The organism is Streptosporangium sp. NPDC050855 (genome assembly GCF_044456585.1).
Classification (GTDB): domain Bacteria; phylum Actinomycetota; class Actinomycetes; order Streptosporangiales; family Streptosporangiaceae; genus Streptosporangium; species Streptosporangium longisporum.
This window is the reverse complement of sequence record NZ_JBITFY010000013.1, coordinates 137,246-159,468: the sequence shown is the minus strand read 5'-3', so window position 1 is coordinate 159,468 and position 22,223 is coordinate 137,246. Positions and strand designations below refer to the sequence as shown.

The following is a 22,223-nucleotide window of genomic DNA, read 5'->3' as shown; positions in this document are numbered from 1 at the left end:
GGGAGGAGCCATCTGATGTCGCCGGTTCTGGAGAGTACGGCTCGCCTGCTGCTGCGCAGGATCGCGGTGGAACAGGCGCAGGGACGCCTGCCCTCGCTGACCACCGCGGTGGTGCGCGACGGGGAGCTCGCCTGGTTCGGCGCGCGCGGCAAAGTGGACGGGGCCGCTCCCACCCCCGACACCCAGTACCGCATCGGCTCGATCACCAAGAGCCTGGTCGCCACCGTGGTGATGCGCCTGCGCGACGAGGGACGGGTGGGCCTGCTCGACCCGATCGGCGAGCACGTGCCCGGCCTGGACGTCGGCGGGGTGACCGTCGCCCAGCTGCTCTCGCACACCTCCGGGCTGAGCGCGGAGTCGCCGGGCGCGTGGTGGGAGCGGACCCCGGGCGTGCCCGCCGGTGAGCTCTTCGCCGACCTCGGCCCCGACACCGTCAAGCACCGGCCCGGACGCCGCTTCCACTACTCCAACGTGGGCTTCGCGCTGCTGGGCGAGCTGGTCGCCCGGCACCGGGGCGTGAGCTGGGAGGCCGCCGTACGGGAGGAGGTCCTGCGGCCGCTGGGCATGAAGGACACCACGCCCCGGCCGCGCGCCCCGCACGCCCTCGGCTACGCCGTGCACCCCTGGGCGGACGTGCTGCTGCACGAGCCCGAGCACGACGCGGGCGCCATGGCCCCGGCCGGGCAGCTGTGGTCCACCCCGGCCGACCTGGCCCGGTGGGCGGCGTTCCTGGCCGGTGACACCGCGGGCGTGCTCGACCCGGACACCGTCGCGGAGATGCGCGAGCCCGCGACCGTGGACGACGGCGACACCTGGACCGGCGGCTTCGGCCTGGGCCTGCAGCTGGCCCGCGCGGGAGGACGCCGCCTGGCCGGCCACACCGGCTCCATGCCCGGCTTCCTCGCCACGGTGTGGGCCGACCCGTCCGACAGGGTGGGGGTGCTGTTCACCGCCAACTCCACGGCGGGCGTCTCCCGCGGTCTGCTGGTCGAGCTGCTGGCGATCCTCGACCAGCACGAGCCGCGCCTGCCCGAGGAGTGGCACCCCGTCGCCGACACCGCGGGCCTGCTGGAGCTGACCGGCCCGTGGTACTGGGGTCCCAGCGCGTACGTGCTGCGGCTGCTGCCCGAGGGCGGCCTCTCCCTCACCCCGATGACCGGCGTGGGCCGGGCCTCGCGGTTCACCGCCCGGGCCGACGGGACCTGGCTGGGGCTGGACGGCTACTACGCGGGCGAGACGCTGCGCGTGGTGCGCGGGCACGACGGCTCGCCCGTGCACCTGGACCTCAACACCTTCGTCTTCACCCGCACCCCCTACGACCCGCGGGCGGACGTGCCCGGCGGGGTGGACGAGGGCGGCTGGCGCGGCTGAGCGGGACCCGGACGTTTCGGCCGGCACCGAAGTGTCCGGCCCCTAGCCTGGTGGCCATGACATCGGATCCATCGGTGGTGAGCCGCCACGCCGAGGTACGGGCCGTGCTGGCCGACCCCCGGTTCACCGTCGACCCCGTACCGCGCCCGCCGTTCGCGCCGACCGTCGCGTGGCTGCGCGGTGCCGTCGGCCGCTTCGCCGAGGGGCCCGCGCACGCCGGGCGGCGGGCCGCGGGCGAGGCGGTGCTGGCCGGGCTGGACCCCGCCGAGCTGCGCGCCGAGGCGTACCGGCTCGCCTCGCGGGAGTCCGGCCCGCTCCCCTGCCCCGTGGAGCTGATCCCGGTGCTGGTGCTGGCCGTCGCCCTGGGAGTACCGGCCGGTGACTGGCCGCGCGCCGTGGAGGCCGTCGCGGCGATCGCCCCGGCGTACCTTCCGGGACCCGGATCCGGAGGGGCCGGTGACGGGGCCGGTGACGGGGCCGGTGACGCGGCGACGCGAGAGGCGGCCGACGCGGGGGTGGCGCTGCTCTCCCGGCTGCTGGGCGACCCGCCCCCGGAACGGCTGGCCGTGCTGGCCGGGTTGCTGGCCCAGGCGTGCGGCGCCACCGCGGGACTGGTCCGCGGCGCGCTGGCCGCCGCAGGGGCGGCGCACCCGGCACCGGGACGCTCCCCGGCGGGCACCGTGGAGGAGCTGCTGGTCGCGACGCTGCGCGACGACCCCCCGGTCCGGGCGCTGCGCCGCAGGGCGCCCGGCGGGCAGAGCGTGGTGCTCGACATCGCGGCGGCCAACCGGGACCCGGAGGCGCCCGGCGATCCGGGCCTCGGGCCCCCGGGCGAGCACGGGCACCTGACGTTCGGGGCGGGACCACGGGCCTGTCCCGCCCCGCGGGTCGCCCTGGCCCTGGCGGCCGGGACGGTCGAGGGGGTGCTGCGATGACGTTCGCCCGGTTCAGGGCCCTGCACCACGGCGACGAGCCGTTGCTGCTGCCGTGCGCGTGGGATCACGCCTCGGCGGCGGCGCTGGCGCGGGCCGGGTTCGCCGCCGTCGGGACGACGAGCCTGGGGGTGGCCGCGGCGGCCGGCAAGCCGGACGCCGGGCGGGCGACCCTGGAGGAGACCGTGGCACTGGCGCGGTCCATCGCGAGCCTGGACGTGCCGGTCAGCGTGGACATCGAGGACGGGTTCCGGCCCGACCCCGGCCGGGTGGCCGACCTCGTCGCCGAGCTGGCCGCCCTCGGGGTCGCGGGGGTCAACCTCGAGGACGGCCGCGGCACCGCGCTGGCCGACGTCCAGGCCCAGACGCGGCTGATCGGCGTGGTCAAGCGGCGGGTCCCCGGGGTGTTCCTCAACGCCCGTACCGACGCGTTCTGGCTGGGCGTGCCCGACGCCCCGGCCCTGGCGCCGATCAGGGCCCGCGCCTACGCCGACGCCGGGGCCGACGGGGTGTTCGTGCCGGGCGCGAACACCGAACGGGACATCGAGACGCTGGTGACCGGGACCGGGGTGCCGGTGAACGTGCTCGTCCAGCCCGAGCTTCCGGTACGCAGGCTGGCCGAGCTGGGCGTGGCCAGGATCAGCTACGGCTCGCTGCTGTTCCGCGCGGCGCTGCACGCCGCCGTCACCACCGCGCGGGAGCTGGCCGCCGGTGAACCGGTCCGCCCCGGCATCCCCTCCTACGAGGAGGTCGAGGCACTGCACCGCTACGGGCGGGACACCGGGACCGGGACGGGCTCCCCCGGTCCTCGCTGACCGGACCCGGGCGGGACGACGGGTCCGAAAGGGACGGGGGCCGGTGAGGCGCCGGATCAGCCGGGGCGCCGGGCCCGGTGGAACGGCTTCGGCGCCCCGCCTGGCCGGGCGGGGCGGGCTCAGATCTCCTTGAGGAACCCCGCGTCGACGGCGAAGTCCGCGCCGGTCGTGCTGGCCGAGCGCGGCGACGCGAGCAGGGCGACCACGTCGGCGACCTCCTGCGGCTCGACGAGACGCCCGGTGGTGAGCTTCATCATCTCCACCGCGACCCGGTCCAGCACGCTGTCACGGTCGGTGCCCGCCTGGGCGGCGATGATGTCGGCGGCGCCGCCCTCGTCGGTCCACCACGGCGTCCGCACCGGGCCCGGGGAGACGGTGTTCACCCGGATGCCCTGCGGTGCGAACTCCTCTGACAGCGCCTTGGTGAGGTTGTTCAGACCGGCCTTGGCCGCGCTGTAGTCGACGTTCATCGCGGCCGGCAGCCGGGCGCTGCCGGTGGAGATGTTGACGATCGAGCCACCGCCCCGCCCGAGCATCACCGGGACGGCAGCACGGACGGCCCGTACGACCGAGAACAGGTTGAACTCGAACATCTCCCGCCAGTCGTCGTCGGTGGGGGTGAGGAAAGAAAATCGCGGCAGGGACACGCCGGGAGGCGGGCCTCCGGCGTTGTTGACCAGGATGTCCAGTCCGCCGAACTCCTCCACGGCCCGCGCCACGACCCGGCCGGGCGCCTCGGGGTCCATCAGGTCGGCCGGTACGTGCAGGAGACCGGCACCGCCGAGCTCGTCCAGTTCGGGGGTGCTCTTGCGGGAGGCGGCCACGACGCGCGCCCCCTCGGCGAGGAGGGTGCGGGTCACGGCCAGGCCGATGCCCTTGGAGGCGCCGGTGACGACGGCGACGCGACCGGAAAGCTGCAGATCCATGAGTGTCCTGTTCGTCGAGCATGCCCGGTGAGGGCCTTTCACGTGGGCAAAGCTATGGCCGGGACACCCGCTCGGGCTGGCGGGATTGAGACGGGCAACCCTGGCTGGATTCGGACCCCGCGTCCGGACCCGCGGCCGGGGCCTGCCGGACGCGCGGTGTGGAGCGCGGTGAAGGCCAGCAGGGACGCGGCGGTGCGCGGCGGATCCTCCAGCATGGGCGAGTGCCCGACGCCGGGCAGCACCTCGATCCTCGCGCCCGGGACGACGCGGTACTCGGCGGCGGAGGAGGAACGCCACCTGCGGTCGTCCCTGCCGAAGACGACCAGCAGCGGCGTGCCGAGGTCCGCCAGCCGCTCCGGGAGCGCGCGCCGCCCCAGGTAGTCCTCGGTCGCCTGCGACGTCGAGGTGAGCGCGTGGTAGGTGAGGCCGCGCACGTCGTCGACGAGCCGTTGCGGGGCCGTGTAGCCGGGGCGGGCGAACGCGGTGTCCAGCCCCCGGCGGATGATCGTGTCGGTCCGGAACCGCCACAGCAGCTGCCCGACGGCCGGGACGAACAGGAGCCGGCCGACGAACCCGTCCGAGACGAAGGCGTCCATGCGGGGCCCGGAGTCGACGAGCACCAGCGCGGTCACCAGGTCACGCCGTTGCTCGGCCAGGGCGGTGGCGACCGAGCCACCGGTGGAGTGGCCGACCACCGTGGCGTGCTCGACGCCGAGCCGATCCAGGACCTCGCCGACGCGGCGTCCCTGCTCCGGGATCGTGTAGCCCTCGCCGGCCGGTTTGGCCGACCGGCCGTGCCCGAGCAGGTCGATCCGGATGACGCGATGCGACCCGGTCAGCAGCGGGACCAGCGGGTCCCACCAGGAGGCCGACCCGGCCAGCCCGTGGATCAGCACCAGCACCGGCCCGTCGCGGGGACCGTCCTGGAGCACGTGGACGCCACCGCCGGCCAGGGGCAGGACCGAGTCACCGGTGGCCCCGGCCTCCTGGCGCGACACCAGCACCGTGTTCGCCAGGAGCGACGCGGCGACGGCGAGGACGACGGCCGAGGCGATGACGCGGCGTCTGCGGCGGCCACCCGTGCGCCCGACGTCCGGGCTCTCGCCGGGAGAGCGGGAATCGGCGGTGACGCGGCGGTCGCGCGTGCGTCTCATGCCGGGCCCCCGATCGTGAGGACACGGATCGGCGCCGTCCGGCCGAAGAGGAGATCACTCCTGGAAGAGATGGTCATGGGCTCACTGTCGCCGTACGCGCGCGCCGCAGGCTTGAACGAATGTTCCCGCGGGCCCGGCGTAGCATGTGGCGATGCGGTCAAGCGCGCGCGGGCGTGCCGATGCGGTCGCGTGGGACGTCGCGCGCCCGGAGCGGCCCAGCCGGGTGCCCGGTGTCAGCATGGCCGGGTTCCGTGACCGTGGCACGGCCGTGGCCGGTCACCGGGCGGTCCCCCATCCGGCCGTGTCGCTGGCCCTGGAGTTCGGCGGCGGCCCGCTCATCGTGGACGACGCCGCGGGGCGGCAGCGGCGGGGAAGTCTCGTCGCGGGGGTCGGGTTCGGGTTCGGCGCGGTCCGGGTGCGGGGCGAGAACTTCGAGGCCGTACAGGTGCGCCTGTCCCCGGTGGTCGCGCACGCGATCCTGGGCGTCTCCCCCGCGGAACTGGACGGCTCCGTGGTGCCCCTCGACGAGGTGTGGGGCCGGGAGGCGTCACGGATCGGCGAGCGGCTCCGCGATGCCTCCTCGTGGGAGGAACGCTTCGCGGTGACGGACGCGTTGCTCGCCCGCCGGTGCGAGCGGGGGGTGGCGGTGGACCCGGAGGTGGCCTGGGCCTGGGAGCGGATCGCCGCAGGACGTGGCCTGGTCCGGGTCGACACCCTGGCGGCCGAGGTCGGATGGAGCCGAAAACGGCTGTGGTCCCGGTTCCGCTCGCAGATCGGCCTGCCGCCCAAGCGCGCCGCGAGGCTGGTCCGCTTCGACCACGCCGCCCACCGCCTGGTCGCGGGTGGGGACGCCGCCCGGGTCGCGGCGGAGAGCGGCTACGCCGACCAGTCCCACCTGCACCGCGACACCGTGGCGTTCACCGGGGTGACCCCGGCGGCCCTGGCCGGCGAACCGTGGCTGGCGGTCGACGACGTCGCATGGGCCGGCCACGCCGCCGGCGCCGCGGAACGCGGGAGCCGGTGATCGCCGGGACGAGAGGCGACGGCGGCCCCGCCCGCGCCCGAGGCTCACGGCGCGGTCCGCGCGCGATGGCGGCGTACCGCGTCGCGGTTGGCGCACCGCTGGGAGCAGTAGCGCTGCCGCCCGGTCCGGGAGGTGTCGGCGAAGATCGTGGCGCACTCGGTCACGGCGCACCGCCGGAGCCGGTGCATGCCCCGTCCCGCCAGGTGCAGCGCGGTGCCGACGGAGATCAGCGAGAACAGCACCGAGCCGAACGGCTGCCATTCGCCGCGGTAGTGCAGGTGCCAGCCGTCGCCGGCGTGGTCGGTCAGGCGCGGGTAGGCGGCGGCCGCCGCCAGCATCCGGTTGACCAGCTCGGCGCGCTCGTGCTCGTCGGTGGCGTCGACGACCTTCTCCCACGCGTCCAGCGTGGCCCAGGTCTTCTCCAGGTCCCCCCGTGTGACCGGGCGGTCCACCAGCAGCCCGGCGGCGCGGCAGCGCTCGGAGAGCTCCCCGGCGCTCGCCGGCCGGCGGTTGGCCAGGTCCGCGGCCAGGTTCACGGCGTCCTCGCCGTAAGGGTTGAGGTGCATGAGGTCATTACATCAGGCTTGTGTCGCGCGACACCATCCTGATGTGCGCCGGGCGGACGAGGGCGACGTCACGGAGCTCGCGGAGCTCGCGGGCCCGGGATCCTGCTCTTCGAGACCCTCGGCGGCGACCGCTTCGACCCGCCGGAAGGATCCGCCGGGCCGGGCAGGTGCCGGGCAGGGCGGCCCGCACGACTCGTCGCCGGCCCGGGCCCGCTCACGCCGGTGGCCGCGGGTCGCTCCCCCCGATCACGGTCTCCCCCTCTCCCAGGGGGAACCGCCGCAGCAGGATCTTCCGGTGGTCGATCCGCCACTCCCGGCCGACGCGCACGACACCGTCCTCGTAGACGACGCTCGCGCAGGTGCCGTCCGCGTCGATCCCGATCCCCTTGGAGCGGGCGCGCACCCGGCCGTCGGCGAGCTCGGTCAGGACGACGTTCGTGACGTGATGGCCGACCGGGTTCCGGGCACCCAGCGCGCGCCCCGCCGCCGCGATGGCCGCCACGCCCTCCAGCGGGTCCCGGCCGAAGTCGGTGAGGTCGTAGACCACGTCGGTGGTGAACACCTCGTCCAGCCGGTCCAGCTCCCCGCTGTCGCACAGGTGGCCGTGCATCGCGATCAGCTCGGTGACGGCGGCGCGGTCCTCGCACGTGAGTGCCATGACGATCCTCTCCTGGAACGAGGCCCCGGACGGCCCGCCGGTCACGCGGGGATCGCGCGGCCGTACCCGGGGCGACTAAACGGGGATCTCCCCGTTTCTGTTCCGCTACCCTAAGCGGGGAACACCCCGGTTAGCAACCTTGGAGTCGGCGGATGACGGGTACGGACAGGACGGCGGTTCCGGGACGGCCGCGGCGGGCCGACGCCGCGCGGAACCGGGGGGCGCTGCTCACGGCGGCCAGGGAGCTCTTCGACGACTACGGGCCCGAGGTCGCGCTGGACGAGGTGGCGCGACGGGCCGGGGTGGGCAACGCGACCCTCTACCGCCACTTCCCCACCCGCGGTGACCTGCTCGTCGCCGTGTACGCCGAGGAGGTGACCGCGCTGTGCGAGCAGGGCACCGCCCTGCTCGGCGACCCCTCACCGGGTGGGGCGCTCCTCACCTGGCTGGACGGCTTCGTCGTCCACGTCGCGACCAAGCGGGCCCTGGCCCTCACGGCCGCCGAGGGCGGCGACGAGCGGCGCACCGAGCTGTTCGGCCGGTGGCACGAGTCGATGCGGTCGACCGCGCGGGGGCTGCTCCTGCGGGCCCAACGGGCCGGTGCCGTCCGCGCCGACCTCGCGGTGGCCGACATGCTCGCCCTGGCGAGCGCGGTCGCCGTCGCGGCGGCCGACGCCCCCGACGCGCGGCGGCTGCTGCGCATCCTGCATCACGGCTTCGCCGCGACCTGACCGGGACCCGTCCGGAGCCCGGCCGTCAGGGGAGTTCCGTCAGGGCGTCCGCGCGCCGGGTGCGCCGGTACAGGACGTGCCGGCCGTCCCGGCGCCTGGTGACGAGCCCGGCGCGGTGCAGGGCGCCCAGGTGGTAGGAGATCGTGCTGGCCGCCACCGCGTGCCTGTCCGCCAGCTCCGCGGTCGAGCGGGCGACCCCCAGGTCGCCCAGGAGGGCGGCGCGTACGGCGCCGACGACCTCGGTGAGCTCCGCGGAGCCGCGGTGGCCGGTGGCGCCCACCCGGCAGGCCGGGTAGTACACGGTCACCTGCGCGGCGTCGTCGAGCTGGAACATGAGATCCGTCCGGTTCAGGACGCTGGGCGCGAGCACGACGTCATGGTCGGACAGGTCGATCGCGGCGTCGTACCGGCCGTCGATGGTCAGGGTGTCGCCGTTCCAGCCGACCCGGGGATGGATCTCGTCCAGCATCCGACCGATGCCGTGCTCGGCGACGACCTTCGAGCGTTCGGCGATGTCGTTGTCGAGCACGGACTGCAACGACGGCCAGCCGTCGTGGAGCGTCTCGCGCCAGAACCGGTCCAGGCCGGCGGCCAGACGCCGCTGCAGGCGGCCGGACTCGGCGAGCCGCCGGACCCGCCGGGAGGGGGGACGGCCCCAGTGCGCCACGGCGATGGACAACACCTGGGTGTCGACGTCGTCCTGGCCGATCGCCTCGATCTCGGCGATCTGGGTGTGGAGGATCTCCTGCCACGAACCGGCCCGGGGCTTCGGCGTGAGCAGGTCCGGCATGTACTCGCCCCACGTGGGGGGTATCAGGTCGGCGACCAGCGCCACGTCCGGATGCCGCAGGACGCCCCTGGCGGCGGGGCCTGGATCACCGAACACCGGGTGCCGCCGGCCGGTCGCGGCCAGCTGTAGCCACTGCGCGGCCTCCATGGCGGGAGAGATCGACAGCCGGGTCCTGCTCAGCGTCCGCACGCCGAACCCCAGCCGGATCATGGTCCAGACGATAACACCCCTGCCGCTGGATTCGAATCCACTCGAATCATTTCCACCGTGGCGACCGAACGCTGTTCACTGGTGTCATCGCACGAGCGGCCATCACCCGCGACCGGACGCGTCTCCTCGGACCCGGACGCGAGGTGTTCGTGCGCCGGCGTGTGCCCGCCGTATGCCGGACGCGCGCACACGCCCGCTGTGCCCGGGTGACCTGCGATCCACCCGGGGTGGGGGGGGGACCGAGCCGGCGTGATCGGGAAGGGCTGGGGAGGTCCGATCACGCCGGCTTTCGCACGGGTCCTCGCGGGTCGCGAAGGAGGCGGCCGGGCCCTCTCATCGGGGGCGTGTGACGCGGAGCCGCGCGTCGGTGACGTTGTCGAAGCGCGCGTCCCCGCCCCGGACCAGGACGAAGTGCCCTCGCACGTCGGCGCGGTAGGCCACCAGGACGCCGGACGGCGCGAGGTCGTCGCCGGTGAGCTCCTTGCCCGCGGGGAGGCGGGCGTTGAGCGCCGCCAGGGCCGCCACGGGATCGTCGGCGGGACCGGCCACCGCCTCCAGGTAGAGCGCCTCGGCACCGCCCACGGGCGCGTGGGAGTCGAAGACCGTGATCGCCACGTCCGGGCGTTCGGCGATGTTGCGGGAGTGCCTGCTGTCCGGTGCCGACACCCAGAAGAGCCGGTCCTCGTCGCGGGCGGCGAAGAAGACGGGGGTGGCCCACGGCCGTCCCTCGCGGTCGGCGGTCGCGAGCACGAGGTAGCGGCTGTCGCCGAGCAGCCGGGGGACCGTCTCCCACATGTCGCCCACCGGCCGCGGGCCCGCCGGCCGGGGCGCCCGGAGGTGAGATCCCTGAGATGCCCGATCGGTGCGGTCACCCGCCCGTCCGCGGGCGGGCGGCCCGTCCGCCGCGTCCGTGTCCGTCATCGCTCCCCCTGTGATCGCCGGTGTGCCGACACATCCTCGCGCTCGCCGCGGGGTCTCATCAACGCCGGGATCCGGGACGATCGCTCACACCCGCCGGCGAACGAGGGCGTCGGGCGGCCCGGCATGCGGCGGCGCCCTCCAGGACCGGGAACCCGTCGGAGGCCGGCGGGAGAGACCGCCTCTTCCGTTTTCCGGTATGGCGCTCGCGAGCAAGCAGTCGGCGCTCCCGGACAACTTTCGCCGCACGTTCCTCCCTATGTTCGGTGAGGCGGTCCTGCGAGACCGTGACCGGAGGGGAAACGGGCTCGTCCATCCGGCCGGTCCGCCTCCGTGTCCCGCGGAGGTCTCTCGCGGGCCACCCCGTGGTTTCACCACGCTCCATCACCGAATTCGACAGGAGACCGATATGAAGATCAACCGTTCGGCCGGAGCGGCTCTCGGCATCGCGGCGGTGCTCGCCACGTCCCTGGCCACCGTCACCCCCGCCGAGGCGGCGGCGTGCGAAGTCCAGATAGGCAGGACCTCCAAGTCGGGCAGTCAGATCGTCGGTTACGGCAGCCTCAGCGGCTGCCCGAGCTCGTCGACCGCCCAGCTCTTCATCCAGCGGCAGACGGCCCCGGGCTTCTGGAGCCGGGTGAGCGCGATCGCGACGGCCCGCCAGGGCTACGACGTCTACGTCCGCTACAACTGCTCGGGCACGGGCACGCAGTCCTACCGGACGCAGATCAACGGCACGACCATCGGCGGTACGGCGAAAATCAAGAACTCCAACACCATCAGGGTCAGCTGCTGATCCAGCCGGCCGCGGCACGGTCGCGTGCCGGGAGCAGGGGTGCGGGGCCGTCGGCGGCACGGCCTCGTCGGTGACGGCCGCACCGCCGGCGCTCCTGCCGCGCTGCCCCGCGGTGGCAGCGCGTCCTCGGCTCCGAGGGGTGTTACAGAGCGATCATCTTCAGGCGGACCTGGTACGAGTACGCCGTCTGCTCGCTCCCGGTGAGGGTGTCCGTGATGATCGTGCTGTCGCCCGCGGTGGTGAGTCCGGCGCACGTGCTGCCGAAGGCGGTCACCGTGCCGAGCGAGTCACCCCGGCCCCAGACCGGGCCGTCGGTCTCGCGCAGGTCGAAGACCGCGTTCTGGGTGCTCTGGATGATCGAGGTCGGGTCCTCGAACTGGCCGGGGTCCCCGTCGTCGCCGGTGTTCATGCCGAAGTAGTCGGCGTTGATCCGGGGGAAGAGGTTCCCGCCGACCAGGAACCGGAGCTCGTCCCGGCCGTCCCGGTCGGCCACGTTGCCGGCGTCGATGTCGTACAGCTCCACGCGGCACGAGCCGACCATGGCGGCCGCCGGGGTCGCGGCCAGCGCCATCGGCGCCACCAGACCTGCGGCCAGGGCGAGTGCGGCGATCACCTTACGAGAATGCATGCTGCTCCTCCTGGAGACGCTGCGTCTCGCGACGGTCGCGAAACGCGGCATCAGAGTCGCGGACGCGGCGTGAGCACATCGTTAGACCACAGGTCAACGGCATAGAGCACGCGATCTCCGTGCCTTTCGGCACAGCCGGGCGGCAGAAACGCGCCTACCGTCCTCGCATGGGAGACTCCTTCAGCCTGCTGCTGCTCGGCACGCCCGAGCTGGTCGTCGGGGGAAGGCCGGTGCGGATCCGTTCCGCCAAGACGCGGGCACTGCTGTGCTACCTCGCCACCACGCCGGGGGCGCGCTCGCGGGCCGAGCTCGCGGGGCTGCTGTGGGGCGAGCGTCCCGACGCCAACGCCAGGGGCAGCCTGCGGCTGGCGCTGTCGGAACTGCGCGGGGACGTGGGCGGCTGGCTCGACATCACCCGCGACCACGTCGGCCTCCGCGCCGGCGACGGCTGTTTCGTGGACTACCGGCAGCTCACCCGGGACCCGACGGTGGCGGAGGCGCTGCGGTTGTGGCGCGGGGAGTTCCTCGACGGCCTCTCGTTCGGGGACGCGCCCGCGTTCGCCGGGTGGCTGGAGTGCGAGCGGCGGCGGGCCCGGTCGCTGCTGCGCGAGCTGCTCGTACGCGCCGGGCCCGCCGCCTCCGAACACGTCGTGCGGCTGGCCAGGATCGTGACGGAGCTGGACCCCTACGACGAGGAGGCCCACCGGGTGCTGATCGCCTCCCTGGCCGGGACAGGAAGGCGGGCCTCGGCCCTGGCCTGCTACGAGGAGCTGCGCCTGCGGCTGGCGCGCGAGCTGGGCGTCGATCCCGCACCCGAGACCCGCGCGCTCCACCGGGAGCTCACGCCCCGGCCCGCGACCGCCCGCCGGGCCGCCCTGCCGGTCCCCGGGTCGGAACTGGTCGGCCGCGAGTCCGACGTCCGGCGCGTACGTGCCCTGCTGTCCAGGGAACGCCTGATCACCCTGTCGGGCCCGGGCGGCATCGGCAAGACCCGCCTGGCCATCGCCGCGGCGCAGGCCGACGACCGGGACGCCGCCCCGGGGATCGGGAGGCACGGCACCGCGTCCTCCCCCTCGGCGGACGTCGCGTTCGTGTCCTTCGCCGGAGTACGGGCGGAGGCGGCCGTGACGACGCTCGCGCGCCGGCTCGGCGTGGACCTCTCGCCGCCCCGGCCCGCCGCCGAGCTGCTGCTCGCCGCCCTCGCCGGTCGCTCGACGCTGCTGGTGCTCGACAACCTCGAACATCTGCCGTCCTTCGACGGGGTGATCGCGGAGATCCTGCGGGTGGCGCCGGGACTGCGGGTACTGGCGACCAGCCGGCGGCGGCTGGACGTGCCCGGGCAGGTGATCGTCCCGGTGGAGGGGCTGGCCGAGCCGGCCGCCGAGGCGTTGTTCGTCGCGCGGGCGCTCAAGGCCCGGCCGGGGTTCGACCCGGAGCGCGAGGCCCCGCTGGTGGCCGCGATCTGCGCCGCGACCGGCGGGCTGCCGCTGGCGATCGAGCTGGCGGCCGGTCTGCTGCGCGCCGTGCCCTGCGCGGACCTGGCCGAACACCTCGGAGTGGACACCGGACTGCTCTGCGTGGCCGGGCCCGCCGCACGCTCCAGGCACGCGAGCATGCGCACGGTCTTCGAGACGTCCTGGCGGCTGCTCGACCCGGCGCGGCGGGCGGCGCTGGCGGCGTTGTCGGTGTTCGACGGCGGCTGCACCCCGCGCGCGGCCCTGGAGGTCACCGGAACCGGTCCCGAGGTGCTGGTCCACCTGGTCGACCACAGCATGCTGCAGCTCACCCCGTCCGGCCGGTACACCCTCCACCCCGTCATCCGGCGCCTCGCCGCCGACCGCCTGGAGGACCCCGGGGTACGCGAGCGGCACACCCGCCACTACGCCCGTCTCCTCGACCGGCACGCCACCGCGCTCCAGGACGGCTCGGACACCGAGGTCGTCCGCGTGCTCGGCGCCGAGATGGACAACATCCGCCAGGCCTGGCGGGCATCGGGGCAGCCGCGCTTCCTGGACCACTACTGGACGTTGTGCCTGCGACTGCGCCTGTACGAGGAGTCGGCGGCGATCGTCCACGAACACCTCGACCCCCCTCCGCAGGACCCGCGCCTGCGGGCCCGCCTGCTCCGGATGGCCGCGGTGAGCTCCCACCAGCTCGCCAGGGAACGCGCCGCCACCCGCCTGGCCCGCGCCGCCCTCGACACGCTCGGCGAGCCGCTTCCCACCACCCCCACCGGCCTCGCGACCGCCCTCCTGACCGCCGCCATCCGCCAGGCCGCTCACCGCCTCCTGCCGGCCACGGCCGCCCGCCGCCTCCCCGCGTCCCGTACGGCCGGGACCGAAACCGAAACCGCGGCCGAGGCCGAGACCGCAGCCGAGACCGAGACCGAGGCCGCAGCCGAGACCGAGACCGAGACCGAGGCCGCGCAGGCGCTGACCCTGCTCGCCCGGCTCGCCTACCACCGGCAGGATCTCCCCGTGATGCTGGTGACCTCGCTACGCCAGCTCAACGCCGCCGACCGCGGCACCGACCCGGCTCTGCGCGCCGAGTCCTGCGCGAACGCCGCCACCATCGCCCGCCTCGCCGGTCGCCACCGCCTCGCCACCCACTACGGCGACCTCGCCGACCGGGCGCTCTCCGGCGTCGGCCACCCGGACGAGACCGTGCACCGGACCCGGCTGGCGCGCGGGATCGACCTGCTCCACGCGGGCCGTTTCGAGGACGCCAGGCGGTCGTTCACGGAGGGACGGTCGCGGACCATCGACCCGCGGGTGGCCGAGAGCTGCGCCGGCATGCTCGCCGAGACCGCACTGTGGCAGGGCCAGTTCGCCGCGGCGGCCACCGGGTACGCGGAGACGGAGGAGCTGGCGGTCGCACGGGTGGGCGGGGACGACATCGGCCGCCACTGGTGCCTGACCGGCCGCGCGGAAGCGCTGCTGCGCCTGGACGAGGCGCCGGTGGAGCGGATCCGGGAACTGCTGGCCGCCGCCCGCGCCTCGCACGAGCGGCGGCGTACGCACGCCGAGGAGATCGGCCTGCGCGAAAGCCCGGCGAGCCGCACGATCCAGGAACTGCGCCTGCTCACCATCGCGGCCCGCCTGGACCCGGCACGGGCGCCCGCGGCGCCGGCCGAGGCGCTGAGGTTGGCCCGGCGGCTGCCGACGGTGCAGCCCGGCATGCTGGAGTGCTGGACCGGCCTCGCCGAGCTGCTCGGGGACGCGCGTCAGGACCGGGCCGCGGCCCCCCTCCTGCTCGGGCACCTGTCCCGGTACGCCGCCCGCAACCCCGGCGCCGCCGCCCGGATCGGCTGGGCCCTCGCACTGGTCCTGGCCGCCCTCGGCAGGCGGAGGCAGGCCCGGCGGACGGCCCGGCGGGCGATGACGACCGCCGAGCGCCTGGCCGCACCGTACGACCACCGCAGAGCCGAGTTCCTGGTACGCGCCCTCGGATGAGGGTCTCACCGTCTTCGAGGACGGATGATGCGCACGCGGCCGCCATCTTCACGCCGCCGGGTACCGCTGCCCGCGCCGCAGAGTGCCGCGAGGGGGTGTGGCGTGCCCTTCTCGGCCTCTCTCCTTTGGGGGGTTCTGCGTGGCGCGGTCGTGGGCGGCAACGGCTGATCTAGGATCGCGTTGCCCGCGTCACACGATCAGCCCGTGGTCGGTGGCGCCTTCCCCTCACGTTTTGAGAACCAAGGCCGAGGAGGGGTCGCATGTCCACCGGACACGCCGTGAGCAGGGACTGCGTTCTGGCCGTCATCGTTGTCGCACTGGCCGCCGCCCCGGCCGGCGCCGCACACCGAACAGACCGGCCGGCCACCCCATCGACCCCCCCCGGTGACCACGTCCGCCGCCGTGGAGCCGGATCCACCGCCGGCCATGCTGGAGGCGATGCAGCGTGATCTGGGCCTGACGGCGGAACAAGCCCGGACCCGGCTGCTCAATGAGGCCCGCCTGAGCCCGCTGGCGGCGCAGCTGCGCCAGAGGCTCGGGGCGCGTTTCGCCGGCGCCTGGCTGCGGGGGCCCGGCGCCCATCGGCTGGTGGTGGCCACCACCAGCGCCGCCGACACTCCCATGATCCTGGCCGCCGGTGCCCACGCGGAGATCGTCACCCGCTCGCTGAGCGAACTGGCCACGATCAAGAGCATGCTCGATGAGGCGCTGCCGGTGAAGCCGCTGGTGGCCAGCGTGCGCTACGTCGATGCCAAGCGCAACAGGGTGGTGCTGCTGGCCCAGAAGACCGACGAGACCCAGAACGTCATCGAGGCCGTCGGGGTGGACAAGGCCGCGGTGGTCGTCCTGCCCTCCACCGAGGTCCCCGAGCCGTTGCACGACCCGGCGGCGCACGAGGTGCGGGGCGGTCACCCCTTTTACGTCGGCCGTACCGGGCGGTGCTCGGTGGGGTTCGCGGTGTTCCAGGGGTCTCGGGACGGTTTCGTCAGCGCCGGGCACTGCGGCAGGACCGGCGCTGTGACCACCGGCTTCAACCGGACCGTTCAAGGGGTCTTTCGCGGGTCGGTCTTCCCCGGTGGCGACCACTCCTGGGTGCAGGTCAACAGCGGCTGGCGAACCACCCCGGCGGTGGACGACGGCCAGGGCGGCACCATACCCGTCGCCGGCGCCCGAATCGCTCTCGAAGGAGCATCCGTCTGCCGCTCCGGCTCCGCCGGCGGCTTCCACTGCGGTCTCATCCAGCAACGCGACGCCAGCGTCACCTACGCCCAAGGCAACGTCTTCGGACTGACCCGCACCAGTGTCTGCGCCGAGGCCGGCGACTCCGGCGGCCCCTTCATCTCCATCGACCAGGCCCAGGGCATCGCCTCCAGCGGCTCGGGCGACTGCGGCCAGGGCGGCACCTCCTACTTCGAGCCCATCGGTGAAGTCCTCACCGCCTACAGCCTGACCTTGAAAACCGTCGCCGACACCACGGCCGGTCACCGCTCTCCCTCACCCCCGCTTTCCTGAGGCAGACGGAAGCCTCCCCCAGGCGTCGGCGGCGGTCCCTCGCGGGGGCTGACGCGAAGGGCCATTTGCGATGGACCCCGTGAGCAGCCGCACGCTTGACGGATGAGCGGTGCTTGTCGCGTACCACGTGGGCTCGCAGCAGCCGAGGACACCGCCCACCGAGCCGTGGACATGTCGGCCGGCTATCGGCGGTGTTCGCGATCTGAGGCTCGTATGAGCCGGGCTGCGATGATGGCGGACCATCCCCAGCCGGGCGCTCCATCGCGCGCCGGGTCGCACGATTCATGCCACCCTGCTTCGCGATCACCTGCGCCACCACTTCGACGACGAGGTCCGACCACGGGCCCAAGCCCGGCACCGGCATCGTCACCTCGCGTCGAGGTGAGCCGGCAGCGCGGCCGCGGCCGACGCCCGAGCGGTCGCCCTGTCGGCCCCGTTCCCTCGGCCACCCCCGGCGCGGGCGGGCCGACCTGGACACCGCCGGCGACCGGCGACAGATCACATGCACGCCTACCGCAATCCGTTGACCACGGAGAGTAGCGTCCGTTGTGAAGTTGATCTATGAGGGCATCCCTCACGACGGAATGAGAGTTCAGTGTTGTCATCACAACGATTCAGATCCACGCTCACCGCGCTGGCCTGCCTGCTGTCGGCGCTGGCCGTGTCGGGGACGCCGGTGGCGGCCGATGCCGCTGCGCGGGCCGCCGGCGGTGTGCAGCAAGCCGGCACACAAGCCGCCGCCGCGCCGTGTGTCCGGACGGGGCAGGCGACCTACCCCGTCGAGTACTACTGGAAGAACGCGTTCGGCATGAGGCTGGGCAGCGGCTCCATCTCGGTCACCACCTCCCCGTCCCTGTGGGGCGGGCAGATCGCACCGGGCGGCACCTTCACCCTTACGCTGGCCCATCGCACGAATCAGTGGCCGTTCCTGGTCAGGAGCTACACCACGACCTGGGACGTGTCGTCGCTGCTGGCCCACGCCGACGTCGTCGGCCAAGCCGGGGCCGGCACCATCTCCGGTAACACCCTGACGATCCCCTCCTCGGGCAGCAAGACCGACCCACCGGCGAAGGTCATCACCTTCCAGGTCAGGCAGGGCACCGCCGGGGGCGCCATGACCATCCGGCCGACCGGGATCAGCAGCGTCCTGGCCGCCCCGGGTCAGCTCGGGAACAACACCGCCGCCCCGCCGATCCAGATCGCCGGCGGGCAGTCCATCTCCCCCACCCGGGCCGCCGATGACAGCGTCACCACCAGGCAGGCCACGGCCGTCAGCGTGCCCGTCCTGGCCAACGACACCGCCACCGCGCCGACGATCACCGGCCTCACCCAGCCCGCGAACGGCACCGCGACGATCTCCGGCAACACCGTGATCTACACACCCGCCGCAGGTCTGGGTGGCACCGACACCTTCACCTACACCATCACCACCGCCTGCGGCGCCAGCACCGCCACGGTCACCGTCGCCGTTCCGTGCGATTATGCGCCCGTCGACCTGATCAACGGCAGCTTCGAGGGACCGCCCGTGACCGGGGTCGACTACTCCATCTCCGACGCCTCGACCAACCCCGGCGTCGGCTGGCGAACCACCGCCACCGACAACAAGCTGGAATTTTGGCAAGGCGGCGCGAGCGGGGTCCCGGCGGCCGATGGCGGGCAGTTCGCCGAGCTCAACGCCACCCAGGTCTCCACCCTCTACCAGGACGTGCCCACCGTGCCGGGCACGCCGATGACCTGGTCGCTGTATCACCGAGGCCGTCTCGGTACCGACGTGATGCACGTGCTCATCGGCGCACCGGGCGCGACCGTGGCCCAGATCCCCTTCGGAGCCTCGTCCCCGGACATCTCCGATGACGACACCGCCTGGCGCCGATACACCGGGGTCTACGTCGTCCCGCCGGGACAGACCACCACACGATTCGCCTTTCAGTCGGTGTCGGCCGCGGGAGGCTCCCCGACGGCCGGCAACTTCCTGGACGGCGTGGTATTCCAAACGCCGCCCTGCCGACCCATGACCAAGAGCACGCTGAAGACGAGCTGAACCCTGGGGCCGACCGGCATCGGTTCAGCTCTGCCGGTCGGCCCACCGACTGCTGCACCTGGCGCCTCACCGGCGAGCTCCAGGGGTGGGGAGCAGAGCCGGAAGACACCCACCTGCACCCACCGGTGTCGGCCAGCCCTCAGACCCACGCGTACGACCGGCATCGTCACCTCGCGGTGAGGCTGTCCAGCTCGATGACGACGCCCGGCGCCACCGAGACCAGGCCCGCCGATCCGGTCGCGGCCGGCCTGGCCGCCTCCTGACTCGAACAGGCCCGCGCCCGGGCACCCCGGCGACCGGTCGGCGCTGGACCCACCTACCGCTCGCCGTCTTCGCGCATCTTCCCGAACAGGCCCCGCCAGGGGGCGCAGCCTCTGACCTGGCGCCGAGCGCCCCGGGCCAGAGGTCTTCGTTCCCCGCAGCGCCGTTCCCGGGCACACCGGCCACCGCGCGCCACGGTGAGGATGTTCTCCTCCGACGGTGCGAACCGCCCTTGTGCGCGCGGGGGTCGGCGCGTTCGGGCTGGTGGTGCCGTTCCGGCAGCCCTGCCGGACGGGGCGCCGGACCGGGGCCGCCGGGACGTGCCCGGGTGGTTAGAGGGCCTGGTATTGCAGCAGCCAGCTTGCTGGGGCGTCGTCCACCGTGTCGTTGGGGCCGGTCTTCACCCGGCCGATGCTGATCTTGTGTGCCAGGGCAGCCAGCTTGCTGCTGCCGAAGTTGACGCGGGGCCCTCCGGCGAGGACGTCGATGGTCTCGACGGCGCTCCAGGTTGTGCCGTCGTGGATGGCGACCCTGAGCCGTACATCGGCCCAGTCACTGCCGAAGGAGAGATAGCCGTCGCCGGACCAGCTGGGCTGGTTGGCCATGGGGATGGCCAAGACGACGGCGTATTTGTAGTGGATGAGTGCACCGTTCTCGGTGAAGGCGAAACCGTGGGGGATCTCGCCGGTCTGGAATACCTGCATGCTGCTCCTTTGGACCCGGCGGAGCGCCCTGGGAGGCGGTGCCAGGTGCCGGTAGGGGGCGGAGGCGTATGCGGTCCGCGGGGGAACTTCTCCCCGATCGACCACTCACTGAATGTAGTCAAGTAGATACGGAAAGTCATGTGAGTGGTGGTGGGCTGGGCAGAGGCGCTAGGTATCTGTCCCGTTGGGGCCATCCCGAAAATCCGAACAAACCCGGGCGAGGCGTAAAGGCGGGAAGATCACACGACTCCCCACGCTGCGGGCGTGGCCGAGGCCCGGCTGCAACGCGACATCGTCGCCGGTACCGCACGCAGTGAACCGGTACGCGAGGTGATCCGCCGGACCGTGGTGCGGACCCGTCCCGCTCCCCCGCCGATCGCGCCGTCTGACGCATCGGTCACGCGGCGCGCAGAACCCGCGTGCGCGACCACATGCGCGCGCAGCCGCCCCGCTCGGCGGCCTCGCGCAAGCGCCGTACCCGGTCAGAGACCTAGCACGGCCTCGAGGTCGTCAATGGCCGCCAGGGGCTGGGCGAGCCGCTCGCGTTCCGTCTCGGTCAGGGTGAGGGTGCGTGCCCGGGCCAGGGCGTGCCCGGCGGCGGCGTTGTCCTTGGCGCGGACGGCGAGCTCGGCCCGGTAGACCAGCGCCTCCAGCAGCTCGGCCGCCGACGCGGTGTCCTTGTCCCGCTCCAGGGCGCCGTCCAGGATCTCGGCCGCCCGCTCGTGATTGCCGTTGGAGTCGCCCATCACGACCGCCCGGTCCAGCGAGGTGGTGAGCCTGCTCGTGGCCTCCTCCTTCTCCGGCAGGGGGCGGGCGGTCGTGAAGCGGATCCAGTTGCCGCCGGGGTCGATGACGGCGAAGCCGGAGTGGTTGCCGTCGTTCTTCCGCCTGCGCGGCCGGGTCATCCGGGGGATGCCGGAGACCAGGAGCTTGCCGTGTGCCGCGCGCATGCCCGCGGCGAACGCCTCGAACAGCTCTGCGGTGTCCGGTACGACGATCGCGCAGGTCCCGTAGGAGTCTTCGGGCGTGAACGCCTCCGGCATGCCGAAGAAGCCCAGCTGGAGATCTTCGCGTTTGAGCAACACGTACGGGTTCGGCCGGACCTGGTAGTAGACCTGGCGGAAACCGAGCATCGTGTAGAAGTCGACCATCTCGTCGATGGAGCGGCAGGGAAGCAGCGGTATGGCGATCTCGTTGGCCATCGGGGGAACTCCTATTCGTCGGCCATGGTGAACGCGCCCTCTTCCAGGCGGCGGATCATCCGGTCGGTCCACTGGGCGCCGGCGTCGGCGGTGCTCAGCCACAGGGACAGCACCTCGCCGACCGGGCCCCAGGTCGCCAGATCCGTGCCCTCGGGCAGGTACGCGGTGATGCTCGCGCGCCACTCGCGCATGGCGCGGGCCCGCCGGCGCAGCAACTCCAGGGCCCGCTCCCGGGGAAGGTCCTCGATGAGGCCGACAGCGGCGCCCAGCACGTCCAGGCTGGGCTCGCGATCGGCCAGCGCCTGACCCAGCAGGTCGAGGTACTCCCGCTCGCCCTGCCGGGTCAGCTCGTACTCGATTCGCGGCGGTCCCCCGGCCTCGGAGGCGACCGTCTCGTGTGTCACCAGCAGGCCCTGAGCTGCCATGCTCTTGAGCGCGTGATAGACCGAGCCCGAGGTGGCGGTCGACCACTCGTGCGCGCCCCACGACTCCAGATCCGCGCGGACCTGGTAGCCGTGGGCGCGCCCGCGCCTGCGCAGCGCGCCCAGGACCAGCAGCCGTACCGGCTTCATCGAACCCTCCCGATCTTCACTAGCCAAATTTGGCTAGCTGCTACCGGGAGCCTACCGCACCAACGTGGAGGAAATCGGCGTACCAGCTCCTCGTGATGGCCCTCCTCGACGACCCGGCCGCCGTCCAGGAAGGCGACGCGGTCGGCGCGCTGGACCGTCCGCATCCGGTGGGCCACCATCACCACCGTCCGGCCGGCCATCAGGCGCTCGATCCGCCCTACGGGACGCCCCGAAGTGACCGCCCGGTGCGGGATCGCGCCAGGTCGGGGTGGCCGTTCCGGTCAAGCGGCGGGTCATGTCGTCGGTCGTCGACCAATACCGATAGATCATCGACTCGGAGTCGGCCGATCGGGTCTCGTGGTTGCGGGCCGGCGGTGCGGCATCAGGGTGCCGAAGACCCGCTCGGCCGCCGGGTGGCTTCCGGACCGGCAGCTGGCCGCTCTGACCGAGGCGGGCTGCCTCGACCGGCGAACAGGAACACCGCCGTCGGCTCGACGACACCCGCCGCCACCGGGAGCACGCCCGCCGCGATCCGGCCGCGGCCGACCTGGCCACCTCCCGACGCGAACAGGCCCGCACCCAAGCTTCCCAGCGGCCGGTCGGCACCGGACCCACCTACCGTCCGGCGCTCGCTTCGAGGTGGAACTGCGCGGCTCGACCGCCCGGGTGTGCCTCATGGACAGCGACGACTACCAGGCATAACTCGACGGGGACGCCTACAGCTACCACGGCGGCTTCTACAACGTCAGCCCCGTCGTCCTGGAGGTCCCCTACGACGACTGTCGGTATCTCGTCGTCGACAGCCACCCCCACCGGATCAAGGTCGGGGGCGCCGAGATCTTCGACTGATTTACTCCCGCGTGCAGGGGGCGCGCGGGGCGCCCCCTTGGCCAGGTTCCCCGCCCATCTCATGGGTGGTTTCGGCGGTGGCCATCAACGCGAGGTGATGCCTGATTACTG

General features: G+C 73.5%; 20 protein-coding genes. 10 read left to right on the top strand and 10 right to left on the bottom strand.

The features are described 5' to 3' along the window. Positions 1–15: 15 nt before the first annotated feature. From ACIBCT_RS25640 to ACIBCT_RS25630, 3 genes are read left to right on the top strand one after another with little or no spacing between them, the layout of a single operon-like run. A complete protein-coding gene (locus tag ACIBCT_RS25640; protein ID WP_399192609.1) occupies positions 16–1,371 on the top strand; it encodes a serine hydrolase domain-containing protein in 1,356 nt (451 codons plus the stop codon). Positions 1,372–1,427: 56 nt separating this feature from the next. Beyond that, positions 1,428–2,306 (top strand): cytochrome P450, encoded by an 879-nt coding sequence (locus ACIBCT_RS25635; protein ID WP_399192607.1) that lies wholly within the window; start codon positions 1,428–1,430, stop codon positions 2,304–2,306. Then, positions 2,303–3,118, top strand: a complete 816-nt coding sequence (locus tag ACIBCT_RS25630) for an isocitrate lyase/phosphoenolpyruvate mutase family protein (protein WP_399192605.1) — start codon at positions 2,303–2,305, stop codon at positions 3,116–3,118. The genes ACIBCT_RS25635 and ACIBCT_RS25630 overlap by 4 nt, the downstream gene beginning before the upstream one ends. 119 nt (positions 3,119–3,237) lie before the next feature. Here the strand turns inward: ACIBCT_RS25630 and ACIBCT_RS25625 are convergent, their stop codons facing one another. Beyond that, positions 3,238–4,044 (bottom strand): SDR family NAD(P)-dependent oxidoreductase, encoded by an 807-nt coding sequence (locus ACIBCT_RS25625; protein ID WP_399192603.1) that lies wholly within the window; start codon positions 4,042–4,044, stop codon positions 3,238–3,240. A 38-nt stretch (positions 4,045–4,082) separates the two neighbouring features. Further along, positions 4,083–5,198, bottom strand: coding sequence for an alpha/beta fold hydrolase (locus ACIBCT_RS25620; protein ID WP_399192601.1), 1,116 nt, complete (start codon positions 5,196–5,198; stop codon positions 4,083–4,085). A gap of 151 nt (positions 5,199–5,349) precedes the next feature. Between ACIBCT_RS25620 and ACIBCT_RS25615 the strand changes: the two genes are divergently transcribed. Beyond that, positions 5,350–6,222, top strand: a complete 873-nt coding sequence (locus ACIBCT_RS25615; RefSeq protein ID WP_399192599.1) for a helix-turn-helix domain-containing protein — start codon at positions 5,350–5,352, stop codon at positions 6,220–6,222. A gap of 44 nt (positions 6,223–6,266) precedes the next feature. Here ACIBCT_RS25615 and ACIBCT_RS25610 read toward each other — a convergent pair whose 3' ends face one another. Both ACIBCT_RS25610 and ACIBCT_RS25605 read right to left on the bottom strand, forming a co-directional pair. Continuing rightward, entirely contained in the window at positions 6,267–6,788 is a 522-nt protein-coding gene (locus ACIBCT_RS25610; RefSeq protein WP_399192597.1) for a CGNR zinc finger domain-containing protein, read from the bottom strand. Between the two features lie 214 nt (positions 6,789–7,002). Further along, a complete protein-coding gene (locus tag ACIBCT_RS25605; protein WP_399192595.1) occupies positions 7,003–7,446 on the bottom strand; it encodes a nuclear transport factor 2 family protein in 444 nt (147 codons plus the stop codon). 152 nt (positions 7,447–7,598) lie between these two features. On the opposite strand from ACIBCT_RS25605, the gene ACIBCT_RS25600 reads away from it, so the two are divergent. Then, positions 7,599–8,177 carry a TetR/AcrR family transcriptional regulator gene (locus ACIBCT_RS25600; protein ID WP_399192593.1) on the top strand — a complete coding sequence of 193 codons (579 nt, stop codon included), beginning with the start codon at positions 7,599–7,601 and terminating at the stop codon, positions 8,175–8,177. A gap of 25 nt (positions 8,178–8,202) precedes the next feature. Here ACIBCT_RS25600 and ACIBCT_RS25595 read toward each other — a convergent pair whose 3' ends face one another. After that, on the bottom strand, positions 8,203–9,177 hold the full coding sequence (locus ACIBCT_RS25595) for an ArsR/SmtB family transcription factor (RefSeq protein ID WP_399192591.1): 975 nt from the start codon (positions 9,175–9,177) through the stop codon (positions 8,203–8,205). 333 nt (positions 9,178–9,510) lie between these two features. Further along, positions 9,511–9,972, bottom strand: coding sequence for a pyridoxamine 5'-phosphate oxidase family protein (locus tag ACIBCT_RS25590; protein ID WP_399192589.1), 462 nt, complete (start codon positions 9,970–9,972; stop codon positions 9,511–9,513). Positions 9,973–10,504: 532 nt separating this feature from the next. Here ACIBCT_RS25590 and ACIBCT_RS25585 point away from each other — a divergent pair. Further along, positions 10,505–10,891: a hypothetical protein gene (locus ACIBCT_RS25585; protein WP_399192587.1), complete on the top strand. Its 387-nt coding sequence runs from the start codon at positions 10,505–10,507 to the stop codon at positions 10,889–10,891. Positions 10,892–11,033: 142 nt separating this feature from the next. Here ACIBCT_RS25585 and ACIBCT_RS25580 read toward each other — a convergent pair whose 3' ends face one another. Continuing rightward, positions 11,034–11,519: a hypothetical protein gene (locus ACIBCT_RS25580; protein ID WP_399192586.1), complete on the bottom strand. Its 486-nt coding sequence runs from the start codon at positions 11,517–11,519 to the stop codon at positions 11,034–11,036. Between the two features lie 167 nt (positions 11,520–11,686). Here ACIBCT_RS25580 and ACIBCT_RS25575 point away from each other — a divergent pair, with 167 nt between their 5' ends. The 4 genes from ACIBCT_RS25575 to ACIBCT_RS25560 all read left to right on the top strand — a co-directional run bounded on the left by ACIBCT_RS25575 (position 11,687) and on the right by ACIBCT_RS25560 (position 18,787). Next, positions 11,687–14,971 carry an ATP-binding protein gene (locus ACIBCT_RS25575; protein WP_399192584.1) on the top strand — a complete coding sequence of 1,095 codons (3,285 nt, stop codon included), beginning with the start codon at positions 11,687–11,689 and terminating at the stop codon, positions 14,969–14,971. A 438-nt stretch (positions 14,972–15,409) separates the two neighbouring features. Continuing rightward, on the top strand, positions 15,410–16,483 hold the full coding sequence (locus ACIBCT_RS25570) for a S1 family peptidase (protein WP_399192582.1): 1,074 nt from the start codon (positions 15,410–15,412) through the stop codon (positions 16,481–16,483). Between the two features lie 598 nt (positions 16,484–17,081). Continuing rightward, positions 17,082–18,524 (top strand): Ig-like domain-containing protein, encoded by a 1,443-nt coding sequence (locus tag ACIBCT_RS25565; RefSeq protein ID WP_399192580.1) that lies wholly within the window; start codon positions 17,082–17,084, stop codon positions 18,522–18,524. 125 nt (positions 18,525–18,649) lie between these two features. Continuing rightward, positions 18,650–18,787 carry a hypothetical protein gene (locus tag ACIBCT_RS25560; RefSeq protein ID WP_399192578.1) on the top strand — a complete coding sequence of 46 codons (138 nt, stop codon included), beginning with the start codon at positions 18,650–18,652 and terminating at the stop codon, positions 18,785–18,787. A gap of 330 nt (positions 18,788–19,117) precedes the next feature. Here the strand turns inward: ACIBCT_RS25560 and ACIBCT_RS25555 are convergent, their stop codons facing one another. The 3 genes from ACIBCT_RS25555 to ACIBCT_RS25545 form a co-directional block, all read right to left on the bottom strand. After that, a complete protein-coding gene (locus ACIBCT_RS25555) occupies positions 19,118–19,489 on the bottom strand; it encodes a hypothetical protein (protein WP_399192577.1) in 372 nt (123 codons plus the stop codon). A gap of 482 nt (positions 19,490–19,971) precedes the next feature. Beyond that, complete coding sequence (locus tag ACIBCT_RS25550; protein ID WP_399192575.1) at positions 19,972–20,691, bottom strand: VOC family protein; 720 nt, start codon at positions 20,689–20,691, stop codon at positions 19,972–19,974. A gap of 11 nt (positions 20,692–20,702) precedes the next feature. After that, entirely contained in the window at positions 20,703–21,263 is a 561-nt protein-coding gene (locus ACIBCT_RS25545) for a PadR family transcriptional regulator (RefSeq protein ID WP_399192573.1), read from the bottom strand. Positions 21,264–22,223: the final 960 nt, after the last annotated feature.